This window comes from Flavobacterium sp. B114r, from assembly GCF_056824125.1.
Genome location: NZ_CP124858.1, coordinates 4,861,389 through 4,875,755, shown reverse-complemented (window position 1 = coordinate 4,875,755; position 14,367 = coordinate 4,861,389). Strand labels below are relative to the sequence as shown.

General features: G+C 33.6%; 16 protein-coding genes, 1 tRNA gene and 1 pseudogene. 12 read left to right on the top strand and 6 right to left on the bottom strand.

Annotation, left to right across the window (positions count from 1 at the left end; all coding sequences use genetic code 11):
• Positions 1-31: 31 nt before the first annotated feature.
• The 4 genes from QLQ94_RS20310 to QLQ94_RS20295 all read left to right on the top strand — a co-directional run bounded on the left by QLQ94_RS20310 (position 32) and on the right by QLQ94_RS20295 (position 3,419).
• The gene (locus tag QLQ94_RS20310; protein WP_271337396.1) at positions 32-418 is read left to right on the top strand and encodes a DUF983 domain-containing protein; all 387 of its coding nucleotides are present in this window, start codon (positions 32-34) and stop codon (positions 416-418) included.
• A 368-nt stretch (positions 419-786) separates the two neighbouring features.
• Positions 787-1,458, top strand: a complete 672-nt coding sequence (locus tag QLQ94_RS20305; protein WP_271337397.1) for a BON domain-containing protein — start codon at positions 787-789, stop codon at positions 1,456-1,458.
• Positions 1,459-1,598: 140 nt separating this feature from the next.
• The gene (locus QLQ94_RS20300) at positions 1,599-2,594 is read left to right on the top strand and encodes an NADP-dependent oxidoreductase (protein ID WP_271337399.1); all 996 of its coding nucleotides are present in this window, start codon (positions 1,599-1,601) and stop codon (positions 2,592-2,594) included.
• A 153-nt stretch (positions 2,595-2,747) separates the two neighbouring features.
• A complete protein-coding gene (locus tag QLQ94_RS20295) occupies positions 2,748-3,419 on the top strand; it encodes a BON domain-containing protein (protein WP_271337398.1) in 672 nt (223 codons plus the stop codon).
• 362 nt (positions 3,420-3,781) lie between these two features.
• Here the strand turns inward: QLQ94_RS20295 and QLQ94_RS20290 are convergent, their stop codons facing one another.
• The 6 genes and pseudogenes from QLQ94_RS20290 to QLQ94_RS20265 form a co-directional block, all read right to left on the bottom strand.
• A complete protein-coding gene (locus QLQ94_RS20290; RefSeq protein ID WP_482498362.1) occupies positions 3,782-4,129 on the bottom strand; it encodes an ISAon1 family transposase N-terminal region protein in 348 nt (115 codons plus the stop codon).
• A 219-nt stretch (positions 4,130-4,348) separates the two neighbouring features.
• Positions 4,349-4,429: transfer RNA gene (locus tag QLQ94_RS20285), tRNA-Tyr, on the bottom strand.
• 609 nt (positions 4,430-5,038) lie between these two features.
• Positions 5,039-5,425, bottom strand: a pseudogene (locus QLQ94_RS20280) (peroxiredoxin family protein); the annotation flags it as partial.
• Positions 5,426-5,443: 18 nt separating this feature from the next.
• Entirely contained in the window at positions 5,444-6,205 is a 762-nt protein-coding gene (locus QLQ94_RS20275; protein ID WP_271338435.1) for a DUF4369 domain-containing protein, read from the bottom strand.
• Between the two features lie 259 nt (positions 6,206-6,464).
• A complete protein-coding gene (locus QLQ94_RS20270; RefSeq protein ID WP_271338436.1) occupies positions 6,465-6,905 on the bottom strand; it encodes a KTSC domain-containing protein in 441 nt (146 codons plus the stop codon).
• Between the two features lie 877 nt (positions 6,906-7,782).
• Complete coding sequence (locus tag QLQ94_RS20265) at positions 7,783-8,034, bottom strand: hypothetical protein (protein WP_271338437.1); 252 nt, start codon at positions 8,032-8,034, stop codon at positions 7,783-7,785.
• A gap of 87 nt (positions 8,035-8,121) precedes the next feature.
• Between QLQ94_RS20265 and QLQ94_RS20260 the strand changes: the two genes are divergently transcribed.
• The 8 genes from QLQ94_RS20260 to QLQ94_RS20225 all read left to right on the top strand — a co-directional run bounded on the left by QLQ94_RS20260 (position 8,122) and on the right by QLQ94_RS20225 (position 14,200).
• The gene (locus tag QLQ94_RS20260) at positions 8,122-8,664 is read left to right on the top strand and encodes a hypothetical protein (RefSeq protein WP_271338438.1); all 543 of its coding nucleotides are present in this window, start codon (positions 8,122-8,124) and stop codon (positions 8,662-8,664) included.
• Positions 8,664-8,810 (top strand): hypothetical protein, encoded by a 147-nt coding sequence (locus QLQ94_RS20255; protein ID WP_089075917.1) that lies wholly within the window; start codon positions 8,664-8,666, stop codon positions 8,808-8,810. Before QLQ94_RS20260 ends, QLQ94_RS20255 begins: the two co-directional genes overlap by 1 nt.
• Positions 8,811-8,893: 83 nt before the next feature.
• Entirely contained in the window at positions 8,894-9,121 is a 228-nt protein-coding gene (locus tag QLQ94_RS20250; RefSeq protein ID WP_271338439.1) for a hypothetical protein, read from the top strand.
• Positions 9,111-9,488, top strand: coding sequence for a YchJ family protein (locus QLQ94_RS20245; protein WP_271338440.1), 378 nt, complete (start codon positions 9,111-9,113; stop codon positions 9,486-9,488). The genes QLQ94_RS20250 and QLQ94_RS20245 overlap by 11 nt, the downstream gene beginning before the upstream one ends.
• A 106-nt stretch (positions 9,489-9,594) precedes the next feature.
• Positions 9,595-10,713: a vWA domain-containing protein gene (locus tag QLQ94_RS20240; RefSeq protein WP_131426799.1), complete on the top strand. Its 1,119-nt coding sequence runs from the start codon at positions 9,595-9,597 to the stop codon at positions 10,711-10,713.
• Between the two features lie 190 nt (positions 10,714-10,903).
• The gene (locus QLQ94_RS20235; protein ID WP_271338441.1) at positions 10,904-12,367 is read left to right on the top strand and encodes a magnesium chelatase; all 1,464 of its coding nucleotides are present in this window, start codon (positions 10,904-10,906) and stop codon (positions 12,365-12,367) included.
• 197 nt (positions 12,368-12,564) lie between these two features.
• Positions 12,565-13,158 carry a 2OG-Fe(II) oxygenase gene (locus QLQ94_RS20230; RefSeq protein WP_271338442.1) on the top strand — a complete coding sequence of 198 codons (594 nt, stop codon included), beginning with the start codon at positions 12,565-12,567 and terminating at the stop codon, positions 13,156-13,158.
• 187 nt (positions 13,159-13,345) lie between these two features.
• Entirely contained in the window at positions 13,346-14,200 is an 855-nt protein-coding gene (locus QLQ94_RS20225; protein WP_271338443.1) for an EamA family transporter, read from the top strand.
• Positions 14,201-14,367 lie beyond the last annotated feature (167 nt).

The following is a 14,367-nucleotide window of genomic DNA, read 5'->3' as shown; positions in this document are numbered from 1 at the left end:
CTGGATTAAATTATAATAACTTACCTGACCCATGAGAGAAATAACAAAATTATACAACATTTTTGCATTAAAATGCCCTCGATGTTATAAGGGGAATTTATTTACCAGACCGGGGCTTTTTGTTTTTAAGTCCATTTTAAAAATGCCCGAGAGATGTTCGTGCTGCAATCAGGATTTCAGGATCGAGCCTGGGTTTTATTCCGCCGCACTATGGATTAGTTATCCTATAGTACTCATTGTTTTTGTGCCCATGATTTTTCTTGGATTTCTTTTGAAAGAGACTTATTCGCTTTCTTTAGAAATGATGCTGGGATTCTTTATCATCATTTGTTTTGGCCTGCAGATTCCAATAATGCGTATTTCCAGGGCTCTTTTACTTCATTTTACCATCCATTATGTAGGCAGTGGCAACAAATAAGTTTCCCTGATGCCTGTTTCACTATATGTAGTGCATAGTTACTCCAGTGCTCATTTACATATAGAACTTTGATTTAATTTTGAGGGTACAAAATATATTATCCAGTCATTTTATGGATTTCATACTACTCAAACTTTAGTGATATACAACAAAAGGTATACTGCTTTTTTATACATCTTTTTTTTCAAATAGTTATTGATTCTGCAAATCGATAACAGGCAGCTTGTTAAATAGTGCTATAAATCACACAGATACATGATCACTGTCATTTCCCTGGCTATTATAAAGTCACAACTTTGCTGTTAGGAAATTATCTGAAAGCTCCTTAAAGTAAGGTACTCAAATGATATAAAGTTAACAGTTATATAATGAAAACAAATCAGGAATTACAAAAAGATGTACAGGATGCTATGAAATGGCAGCCGTCCCTTCATGCTGCTGAAATTGGTGTAACGGTAAAAGACGCTATAGTAACCCTAACAGGTACTGTTGACGGATACTACAAAAAAACAGAGGCAGAAACAGCTGCCAAAGGAGTAGCGGGCGTTAATGCTGTGGTGGAAGAAATCAATGTTAAATATCCCAGCAATTTTTTAAAAACCAATAATGAAATTGCTGCCGAGGTAGTAAAAGCATTAAAAGATGACAGGTCTGTTCCTAATAATCAGATCAACGTAAAAGTAGAGGATGGATGGGTTACCCTTGATGGCGAACTTGCATGGCACTACCAAAAAGACGCAGCTAAAAGTGCTGTAGCCAGACTTTCAGGTGTTAAAGGTATAACCAACGATATAAACATCAAATCAGAAGCACATGATACCCTTGAAAAAAAACGTGTTGAGGATGCTTTTACAAGACATTGGTCCATTAATGCAGAAGATATAACCGTATCTGTATCAGGAACAAAAATAACCCTTACCGGTACAGTTACCTCTTTATACCAAAAAGATGAGGCTGCCCGTATTGCCTGGGATACCCCTGGAGTATGGAGTGTGGAAAATAATCTGGTGGTGGAATATGATTATGCGCTAATCGACTAATACGTAGGGTCGGGAGCATATACTCCCGATTTCTTTTACTGGAATATTGATTTATTTGCTTCGGGGCTCATACTTGTATTATTCGTCCTTAGTTTAGGTAAAAGATGAAAATAGAAAATAGACCAATAAATAAAAATATTATGAATAAAGTAATTCTTTTAGCAAAGCGTCCTGTTGGAAAACCAGCTTTAAATGATTTTAAATTGATTACAGAACAAATACCAGTTGTCTCAGAGGGTGAGATCTTATTAAAATCATTATATATTTCTGTAGATCCCTACCTGCGTGGAAGGATGAATGATATCAAATCTTATGTGCCGCCTTTCGAATTAAATAAGCCCATACAATCAGCTGTTATAGCAGAGGTTGTGGAAAGTAAAAATGCTGATTTTAAAACAGGGACCTTTGTTTCAGGTAATCTGGACTGGAAAGAATATCAGGTTTCTAAGGGAAAAGGCCTAACTAAAATTACCGATCAGGGGAGTGGGCTTTCTGTATATCTGGGGATTTTAGGGATGACAGGCCTGACAGCTTATTTGGGACTTATACAAGCGGGCAAGCCAAAAGCAGGTGAAACCCTGGTGATATCTGGAGCCGCTGGGGCAGTTGGCAGTGTTGTGGGACAGATAGGCAAACTTCTTGGATGCAGAGTTGTGGGAATTACAGGTTCTGACCAAAAAGTAACACTCCTGGAATCAAAATTTAAATTTGATCACGCCATTAATTACAAAACTGTTACCGATCTTAATGAGGCTGTTAAAAAATACTGCCCCCAGGGTGTAGATGTGTACTTTGACAATGTTGGGGGAGAGATATCCGATGCTGTACTGGCCAATATTAATAAATATGCCAGACTGCCGGTGTGCGGTGCTATTTCACTCTACAATAATACTGCCGCGGCAACAGGACCGCGTTTACAGCCTTTACTATTGACTAAGAGCGCTACAATGACTGGTTTTATAGTTAGCGATTTTACAGAACATTTCGCTGAGACGCAAAAAAAAATGACTTCATGGTTTAAAGAAGGCAAGCTTATCTATAGTGAAACAATAATCGAAGGCTTTGATAATATCCCACAGGCATTTCTGGATTTGTTTGAAGGAACCAATCAGGGTAAAATGATAGTTAAAATTTAGAAAATTAACATCTCAGGGCAAATAGAGAATTTAATATCCGAAAACTGGAAACTCGAAAAATAAAGAAATTACGGATCACACAAATTATTATTGGGCATAAAAAAACAGTATTGACTAATGACTATTATTTGAGAGAAATAAAAAACTTTGCTTATGAAAACAGATTCAGAATTACAAAAAAAAGTACAGGCTGCCCTGAATTGGATACCCTCATTACAATCGTCAAAAATAGTGATAGGGGTTAGAAGCGGCGTAGTGACCCTTACGGGAATAGTTGATACTTTTGGTGAAAAAATAGAGGCAGAAAATGCAGTAAAAAATGTTATGGGTGTAAAAGATGTTGTTGTAAAAATGGAAGTTCCAACTCATGTCACATCGCCTGAATCCCATAGCAAACTTTTCAAACAAATCATGAGCGTCTTAGATAATAACTGGTCTATACCCAGAAGCAGTATAGAGGTAAAGTTAGAAAATGGAAAGGTAACCCTTACCGGAGTAGTGCCATATCTTTATCAAAAGTTCTCGGCTCAGGCATTTTTAGGATATATTAAGGGGGTCAAAAGTATCACTAACGATATTATAGTCCAATCTAAACTTCACGACACTGTTGAACAAAGGGACGTTGAGCAGGCTCTTGCACGAAACTGGTCAATCAGGTCTAAAGATATAATGGTAAAAGTGGATGGGGCTACTGTCAGGTTATCAGGCATTGTTTCATCCTTATATCAAAAGCAAGAAGCTGGTTATATTGCCTCTAAAGCTCCTGGGATAACATTAGTAGACAACAGATTGATTGTTCATTTCAATTACAAAAAAATAGCTTAAAAAATTAGATTGATTTGGTATTTTTAATTCCATATTTTGATTTGGAGTACAAACATTTTTACGTTTAATTTCTTGTTTTTTTGGCTTTGCTCTTGCTTTGGTGACTTATTTTTTTAAGAAAATATAACTTGTCAATTGTAGCTTCCTTATTGGTTACAATAGTAAAAAGCTCACCCTGAGACAAGGCTACTTCATCAATTGACAAGTGAGTACCTATATTTTCAGGATAAATAATCCACTCATGCGCATGTTCACGTGGAGCCCACGTACTAAAGGAGCTTAAAAATTTTTTGTATTGTCTTTGTAATTTTTTCCCATTGACTCCAAAGAAACCTCCAATGGTACGACAGTCAATAGCAGTTTTATCTATTAATTTCTTTTAAAAAAGCCGCAAACTCTTGAGTCATGCGGGTTCCTTTAGCTACTAAATTCCAATCTCTTTTAACGATCTCACCTGTATTTTTATTAGTCCAGCGACGTCTTTTGATATGTAAATACACGAACTTACCCCTCAGAGGAAAGTCCTGTATGGTAATCTCATCTTGAAAACCCTTTGAGACTAATTGAAGATCACTAAACTCTTCTGGAGGTTTAGCATTCTCTTCAAAATAGAGGTGTAATATTTCTTCGCTATTAGTAGATGAAACTACTTCAAAATGTTCTACTAAAAAATCAGGAAGCATAAACTTCAAAAGTTCTATAGGGGTCATATAAAATTCTTAGATTACAAAGTTCTTATTTTATTTTGACATTTCCTCCCCAAGCTTTGCGCTTCATCCCCTTTAATTTTGTGAGGATTTATAAATATTGAAAACAGGCCTAAAATAAAAAAAACCTGCAAATCCTTGAATTTGCAGGTCTTCAGACATTTTTTGAGGCTTTTTGAAAAGATTGAAAACTTTAAGTTTTCCGCCTTTTTGGCCTTTCCGTGGGGAGAGCAGGATTCGAACCTGCGAAGTTCACACAGCAGATTTACAGTCTGCCCTCGTTGGCCGCTTGAGTATCTCCCCGAAGCTTGTATTGATGCGCTTTGTTTTGCTAAGCGGTTGCAAATATAAGAACGTTTTTAATGTTTACAAACAAAAAAGGAACTTAATTTTAAGCAATTTTAAAGTTATTTTTTAATTCGTTGAAATTGAATAAAATAAAAAATATCAAATCGAAACTTTTTTTTGATTTGTTTTTAAATATAGGAATTTTCGTAGGTGTATTTATGCTGTATCTGATTTTAATTTTAAACTTTTTAGGCTATGAGCGATTACTTTTCCTGATGAATTAAGAATAAAATTATCTAAATATTTCTGTTTTCTAAATTTTAGAAAATACATCTTTTAAAATTTTAGATAGAAAAGCGATCCTGATAAAAAGCTTTTTTATGCTAGCTCATTTTAAAGCTTATTCTGCTTTGTTTAATTAAAAGCAGAACAAAGTATGATTTTAAACAAAACGATCTTTAAATCGATTAGAAAATTGGGTTTGTTAATGCAAACAGGTTATATCTAAAAGTTCATACATCTGTCTGACATAATTTAGTTTAAATTTTTTTTATTCAATGGTATTCAATAAAACAAAAAAAATCTCCACTAGGGAGATTTTTTGTTGTATTCTTAATATCGGTATTATTTAGCTAAAAGCTCTAAGATTTTTGCTTTTAATTCAGGACCTCTTAAGTCTTGAGCAACCACTTTTCCTGATGCATCAAGAATAAAAGTTGCCGGAATAGATTCTACTCCGTATTGTTTTGCAATTGGTTCTTCCCAAAACTTCAGATTAGAAACCTGAGTCCATGTCAAACCATCTTTAGCAATTGCTTCTTTCCATGCTGCTGCTTCTTTATCAAGAGAAACACCAATAATATTTAATCCTTTAGAGTGTAGTTCTTTATAGATTGCTACAACATTCGGATTTTCCTTTCTGCATGGTCCACACCATGAAGCCCAAAAATCAACAATAGTAACTTTTCCTAAACTTTCTTTAAGCGAAACTACTTTTCCTTCTGGATTAGGAGCTGAAAAATCTGATCTTCAGTTAGGGCTACCAACAGGAGCTGCTGACGCACCAACTGCAGGCATTTTTGCTTGACCTAGTTTTGTTTTAATTTCTTTTCCAGGAGTTGTATTTTTTACAGACTCATCTAAAGCATTGTATAAACTTTCTGTTTTTTTTATGTCAGCGCTTGGATCAGAAATCATACTTTGAATAATCAAAGCAGAGATGTAAGCTTTAGGATGACTTTCAGCGTAAGCTAAATATTTCTTTTTAGAATTAGCTTGTACTTCAGTTTGAAGAGTCATGTATTGTTTCATCAAACCATTAACAGTAGCTGTATCCTGAGCTTGTTGAGCTTGTTGCATTTTTTGAGTATTCTTTTTCTGGAAGTCGATTAAACTTTTTTGAGTTTTAGTCAAATCCTCGTTGAATTTTACGTACTCATCATTGTTGTAAGTTCCAGAAACTTTAGATTTATGAATACTGTCTTTGTCAATTGCAATAGTGATTTCTCCTGTTTCTAATATAAAAGGAACTGGTCCGTTTGCACCTTGTACTATTAAAGTATGGAAAGCTGGTTCAGTTACTTTTCCTTTTATTTCGAATTTTCCGTTTTCAACTTTTACTGTATCAAGAGATACTGCCATCTTAGTAGTAGGATCCTGACCTTGAAGAATGATTGTTTTTCCGTTTTCAATTCCTGTTGCAGTTCCAGTAATTAGGTATTCTCCGTCTTTAACTTTGCTGCATGAAATAATCGCTACAGAAGCGGTTAGTAAAAAAAGTATTTTTTTCATTATAAAAAATTAATTAGTTAATTGATTTGTGCAACAAAAGTATCTAAAATTATAAAACATACAGAATTTTGTAACCTAAAATTTTGTTATAGTTTTTTCAGGTTTAATTCGCATATAATCAGGGTGTTTGCGGGCTTAATTTCATTTTAAACTCTTAATTATATTATTATTATGAATCTAAATAGATAATTTTTTGATTTTTGTGCATAAAAAAAGCACTCTTGTTAGGGAGTGCTTTTGTAAATATTTTGGTGTAAAACTATTCTTGATTAGTTTTCTTTCTCCATGTAAAAGAGTTCAAAATGTGTCTTTTTGCGAATCTTCCAGGAGAATCAGCATTTACCATTTTCACGTAAGTTGCTTTAGGAACACTAATGTATTCGTAAACACTTCCGTTAGAAAAATCGATAATCAAACGACCTTCAACAAATTTATAATCAGTAATTGCCGAAGTTGCGATAGTTTCAGTATATTCAGGTAAATTTGCTTTAATTGTCTCAGGATTAATGCTTACCAAAAAGTGATAAGCTTCAATGATAGCTTTACTTTTTTCTTCTGCATCTTTCAATCCAGCATCATCACCTTGAAATTTATCAGGATGAGATTCTTTCATTGCATTACGGTAGATTGTTTTTAAATCTTTTAACTCTGCAGTTTTGTCTACGTTTAGTAACTTGCGGTATTCAACTATTTTTTTCATAAATAAGGTAACTACTTGTCTATTAGTTTGAAATTGAAATTAATTGTTCAAAAGACAAATTTTTTGCAAAGGTACACTTTTTTTTAACTTTTTACTTTTGAAGCAAAAAATATTCGAAAAATATCTAAAATATTCATTGTGAACGGGCAGAAGTAGGTTTCTTGTTTGCTTAATTATAATGAGGAGCTATTTCCCGCTATACGTTCCAATCTTTTGTGGCGAACCCCGCCACAAAAGGATTTTCACTTCTATCGGGGCTAGGGCATTAGGTTTCATAAAATGTTTAGTTTTCAAAAGTTTGAAAGAGGTTGTTTTTACCACAGAGAACACAAAGTTTTTTATCAAGCAATTTTATAGAAACGCAAAGTGCAATACAAATAGCTCAATGTTATTAAGTTACGCTTTTAAAAAAAAATATATTGCAAATCAAATCCGTTTTTATCCGCGTTTTTACGAAGTAAATCTGTTTTATCCGCGTCAAAATTAGACGCTGATTTTACTGATTCGCTAAAGCGAAAACGCTGATAAAAACGGATTTTCTAATTACTTTTCTGATTAAACTGTTAAGTAATTTAATAGATTCCTCCTTAATGACATTGCCCGATACCTATCGGGATTGTGTTAATCTAGCTTTGCGCCTTTGCGTGAATTCTCAATTAAGTTTAACAATGCTTAAAATTTAATCACGCAAAGACGCAAAGTTTTTTTATGAATTCTATTAAAACGCAAAGTTCGCAAAACCAGGTATTCAGCCAGCTTTGCGAACTTTATATTTTTTAAACATTCTACAATAGAATGAAAAACTTAGCGCTCTTAGCGGTTAAACTCTCATTTCAAACCTGAAACAAAGAAAACCTTAAACTAAAAAAACAAATTTTTACTTATCCTCAGGTTTCTGATTCGCTTTATGGAAGTTTTTTGATTTCTTTGGATATTTATCATAACTAATATCGCTTGGATTTTCGATAACAGATTTAATAGTAATCAAATCGCCAATAGCATGATTAGCATGTGCGATTTTATAATCTAAAAGATATTCACCACAAAAATAATTGTTGTTTTCATCTTTCTCCATGATGCCAGTATAAACTCCTTTTTGCAACATTTTTTCTTGTGAATCCTTAGACATGACTTTTTTATTTTAAAATTAAAGGTACAAAGTTAATCAATTTATGTTTGTTTTAGGGAGTTTTGGTCAATCTGAGTATATTTGCACATGCAAAAAAACTTCAAGCCACATCCTAATTCGTTCAAAAATACCTTTTGTGTTTTTCACGAAGTGCTTTCAAGCGAAATCGAAGGTTTAAAGAAACAGTTTGAAAGCAAAGCCGGAAGTACTTATTATTACACTGAAACCGGAATGTATCGCATTTCAAATCATTGGGGAAGATTAGCCAACAGTAAATGGCGTTTGATAGCGCGTGAACCTGAAACCGAATCAAAAACTAAAATAGGTTTTGCTGCATGGAATGAGTTTTATCCTGATAATGCCGAAGAAAAGCTCTATTATATAGAAGCTGATTTTGATAAAAATGCAGTAACCTATCAGCATAAAAAGAATCCAAAATATAATAGTAAAGCCATTCTGAGAACCAGTTTTGAAACCACGAAACGCATTAAACAAATCAGGAATTTGCAGCAACTAACATCATGGGCAAAACATTTTGATTATGATGATATCGATGATTTACGAAAGCAAATTATCAACGAATTAATTTACACAGAGAAAACTTTAGACGAAATTAAAAGAGAAATATAATGGGACGCAACAACGAAAGAAATATTAAAAAGCACAATGACAAATTGCACAAAGCCCAAAACAAAGTAAAACAGGCTGAAATTGCACGTAAGGAAAAACTAAAAGAGATTATCAAAAAGTTCAACGAAGATAAAAAGGAAGAATAAAAAAGTTTCAAATTTTCCTTGTTTCAAGTTACTTTGCTAGAACTTGAAACAAAAGAAACCTGAAACAAAAAACACACATAAATATGAAATTCGAAGATTTAAAAGCAAGCGTACAGGAAATTATTGATTTAATTGCTGCAAAAAATAATAGAGAAGCAAACAACAAATTACTTGAAGTAAATGAAACTTTAGACGAAATGTTAGATCATGCAGAAGAAGACGAAGATTTAAGAGAAATCAGCAGATATCAGGTATTATTGAATCAGCTGCATGTAAAGATTAACGGCGAAGAGCAAGTTGATGGAGTATAAATGTTTCTGCGATACTGGTTTATTGTTTAAAGATTGTTGCGAATTGTATCTTGAAAACAATCAAAAAGCACCAACGGCTTTAGCTTTAATGCGATCTAGGTATTCGGCGTATGCAACTCATAATGCCGATTATCTTTTAGAAACTACTTATATTTCTGAAAGAAAGCATTACTCAAAAACAGAAATCCTAAATTGGGCAACCGCCAATAAATGGCAAAAACTGGAAATTTTGAGTTCTACTGAAAACACAGTCGAATTCAAAGCTTATTTTCTTGATTCAAATAATCATCCTCAGGTGCATTATGAATTTTCGACCTTCAGATTCGAAAATGGTGCTTGGTATTATGTCGATGGAAAGTTTGAATAATTAATATACTTCTTGCCAATTTCGGCTAATTTTATTGAAATACTTTAACTAAAAATTAGTAAACGTTTCTTTTTTCATAATTCTAAAATAGCGTAATTTTAGAATTATGAAAAACGAATTTAAAAAAGGTTTTTATTTTAAGACGTACGAAGCCCCATTTCAGTCTCCGTTTGAAAAACTTTTTGGCATTTTCAAAGAGTTAATCACCCATACTTCGGGCGATTTTGATGAAGCTATAGACTGGCTTCGGGAGTTGGACAAAGAATATAAACTGACTGATGAAAACTACACAATCGATGATTTTATCGAAGATTTAAAAAAGAAAGGTTACATAAAAGACGAGGTTAAAGAGGATGGAACAGGTGGTTTTGGAATCACTGCTAAAACAGAACGCGCCATTCGACAACAAGCATTAGATCAGATTTTCGGAAATTTGAAGCGTTCCGGAACAGGAAATCACAAAACCAAACATGCCGGAAATGGCGATGAGCATACCGGAGAATTCCGCGAATTTAATTTTGGCGATGGTTTAGAACGAATTTCACTGACAGAAAGTTTGCGAAATGCCCAAATTAATAATGGCGTCGAAAGTTTCATGCTGACTGAAAATGATTTGGTAGTAGAAGAAACGCAATACAAAGCCCAGATGAGTACGGTTTTGATGATCGACATCAGCCATAGTATGATTTTGTATGGTGAAGACAGAATTACGCCAGCCAAGAAAGTAGCAATGGCTTTAGCCGAATTAATCACAACCCGTTATCCAAAAGATACACTTGATATTTTGGTTTTTGGAAACGATGCCTGGACAATTCCAATCAAAGATTTACCGTATTTACAAGTTGGTCCTTATCATACTAATACAGTTGCAGGTTTGCAATTGGCAATGGATATTTTGCGAAGAAAGCGAAATACCAATAAACAAATTTTTATGATTACTGACGGAAAGCCAAGTTGCGTGCGCGAACGTGATGGTTCGTATTATATGAATAGTAACGGACTTGACGAATACATCGTAGACAAATGTTACACACAAGCACAGCAGGCTAGAAAGTTACACATACCAATTACAACATTTATGATTGCAAACGATCCGTATTTACAGCGTTTTGTCAATCAATTTACCGAAGCCAATCAGGGAAAAGCATTTTACACCGGACTAAAAGGTTTGGGAGAAATGATTTTTGAAGATTATGAAACAAATAGGAAGAAGAGAGTTCGTTAAATAGGTTCAAAGTTACAAAGGTTCAGAGGTTCAAAGAAGCAAAGTGAAAAAGGTTTCTAATTGTCACACTGAGCGGAGTCGAAGCGCACAACGAATATACGTAGAGGCGCACAGCACTGTATCTCCTCAAAGTGAAGACACAATTCTTTTCACAAAAACAATAAATAACAAAATACATATTTCAATAAAAATGGAAATAAAAAATATAAACACATTAGGACAATTAAAAGCCGCAGGATATCAAAGCATAAGTATCAAAGACGAATTGCGAAATAATCTTCGTGAGAAAATAAAATCAGGGAAACCGGTTTTTGAAGGTGTTCATGGTTTCGAAAATACTGTAATCCCGGAATTAGAACGTGCTATTCTATCTCGTCATAATATAAATTTATTAGGACTTCGTGGTCAGGCAAAAACACGTTTGGCGCGTAAAATGGTCGAATTGTTAGACGAATACATTCCGTTTGTGGCAGGTTCAGAAATCAATGATGATCCGTTGAATCCAATTTCGCGTTTTGCAAAAGACCTAATTGATGAAAAAGGAGATGAAACGCCAATTTCGTGGTTGCACAGAAGCGAACGTTTCTCTGAAAAACTAGCAACACCGGATGTTACCGTAGCCGATTTAATTGGAGATGTTGACCCGATAAAAGCCGCAAATCTTAAATTATCATATGCTGATGATCGCGTAATTCACTTTGGGATGATCCCAAGAGCGAATCGCTGCATTTTCGTTATTAATGAGTTGCCAGATTTACAGGCAAGAATTCAGGTAGCTTTGTTCAATATTTTGCAGGAAGGAGATATCCAGATTAGAGGATTTAAATTAAGAATGCCGCTTGATTTGCAATTTATATTTACGGCCAATCCTGAAGATTATACCAATAGAGGAAGTATTGTTACGCCGTTAAAAGATAGAATTGGTTCTCAAATCCTGACACATTATCCGGAAAGTGTTGCTATTGCCAGAACAATTACACAACAAGAAGCGAAGTTAGACGAAACCCAACACAAATTAGTTTATGTGCCAAGTTTAGCCAAAGATATCTTGGAACAAATAAGTTTTGAAGCTCGTGACAGCGAATACATCGACAATAAAAGTGGTGTAAGTGCTAGAATGAGTATCACGGCTTTCGAGAATTTAATGAGTACGGCAGAACGTCGCGCACTAAAAGCAGGAGTAGATAAAACTACTTTGCGTTTGTCTGATTTCATTGGAATTATTCCTGCGATTACCGGAAAAGTAGAATTGGTATATGAAGGAGAGCAGGAGGGAGCGGCTGCAGTAGCGCAAAATTTAATTGGATCGGCGATCAGAACTTTATTCCCAACGCTTTTGCCTAAGATTGAAAAATTAGAAAAACCAGGAGAAAAAACGCCATATTCAGATTTGATTGAATGGTTCTTTGCTGAAAGTGGTTTCGAATTATTAGATGATGCTTCAGATAAGGATTATCAGGCAATTTTAGATGAAGTAACGCCTTTGGATACTTTATTGAAAAAATATCAGCCACAATTAGATAAAAAAGACCAATATTTTATGAAAGAATTTATTTTGTGGGGATTGGTAGAATATAAAAAATTAAGCAAAGATCGTTTTGCACAAGGACATCAGTTTAAGGATATGTACGGAAGTTATATCAGTAAATTGTAACTCAACGTTTTGTTAGTCAAACCCGCCAGGTTCAAAAAACCTGTCGGGTTTATTTTTGCGGTTACAGAAGTGAATTGTAATACTAAGCTTACTTATGTAAAGCCAGTTAAGTTTATTATTTTTAAAAATGCCATTACCATTTTTTATTATTCTACCTTGCTCCGTTGACTGTATTTGCAGTTTTTCCCAAAATCAAAATGGATGATAGTTTCGAAGATTTAATTGCTTCTTATATAGAGAATAAAGTAGGTATTGCAGAATATTTTCTTAGCCCGGAATTAGCCAATCATTTAAAACAAAATTTACTTGATTTAAATCAAAAAAGCTTACTGCAGGCAGCAGGAATCGGAAACTCAGAGAAACTGTCTTATGATGGAGCTATCAGGAGTGATTCGATATATTGGTTGGATAAAAAGCATGATAATGTTTTTGAAAATGAGTTTTTTGATAAAATAGATGCTTTTGTACAGTATCTCAATGAAAGTTGCTTCACCGGAATTACCGGTTATGAATTTCATTATTCGCTATATGAAAAAGGAGATTTTTACCTAAAGCATTTAGATCAGTTTAAAAATAATCCAAGCCGTAAGTATTCCATGATTACCTATCTTAATAGCAATTGGCAGGAAAGCGATGGAGGAGAACTAATGATCCATCAGGAAAATAATAATCAAAAAATCTCACCAACTCAGGGCAAGACAGTTTTCTTTAAAAGTAATGAACTGGTTCATGAAGTTTTGGTTACCCAAAACACAAGAATGAGTATTACAGGTTGGTTAAAGAGTGATTAAACTTTTTTAAAGACCTAAAAAATGGAAATTTTACAGCAAAGTTCTCAAGACAGCTTCAGCAAAAAGCTTTTGGAACTTTGTGTTTTATTAAAACTGCTTAATTAAAAAAAAACTTTGCTGACTTTGCGGTAAAAAAAATAAAACAAAAGGAGTTTAAGTACTATTTTTGTACCCAAAATTTAATCCTATGTTGTTCCTTGTTTTAAGTATTCTTTGTAGTGTAATTGTGGGCGTAATTTTCAAAATTACCAGAAAATACAATGGCAATCCAATTCAGATTGTAGCAATTAATTATTTGACAGCTTTAGCACTTTGCTATTTTACTTTTAGTCCAAATCTGGCAGAAGTGGACGCAAATGCACCTTGGAACATCTATATTGCAATTGGCGTTTTATTACCTTTTATTTTATTGGTTTTAGTAGCATCAATAAAGCACATGGGAATCGTAAAAACAGATGCAGCCCAGCGTTTATCTCTATTTATACCAATATTAGCTGCCTGGCTGATTTTTAAGGAAGAGTTTAATTCTTATAAAGTAGTGGGAATTGTTGTTGGTTTTCTTGCCCTTTTATTTATCCTGAGAAAACAATCTGAAAACACACAAAATAAATGGTTTTTACCCGCAGCTGTTTTAGTTGGTTTTGGGGTAATCGACATTCTTTTTAAGCAAGTAGCACTTTATACCACTTTACCTTATCCTACCTCTTTATTTGTAGTTTTTTGTATTGCTTTGGCCGTTGCAATTTTAATTTCTGTCTATGAAATTGGCTTTAAAAAGGTAAAATTAAAATCTAAAAATATTCTTTTTGGAGCTTTAGTTGGCGTCTTTAATTTCGGAAATATTCTGTTTTATTTGAAAGCACATAAAGCTTTCGCCGAAAATCCTTCAACAGTTTTTGCCGGAATGAATATGGGAGTGATCATTTTAGGAAGTCTTGTTGGTTTGTTATTCTTTAAGGAAAAACTATCAAAAATTAATTTTATTGGAATCTTTTTGGCTTTGATTTCTATTATTTTGATTGTTATCTCCCAGTTTAAATAATTTTTTTTTTAACTCTTAAATCGTTAATTTACAGGTGTTTTTGTGTTATGTTTTTATTATATTGAAAATAAACTCGACTAATTCTATAGAATATAAGAAATATATTTATAGATTTGCAGTAACAATGAAAAACTATAGTCTATATATCATCCCGTTCAAATGCAGTA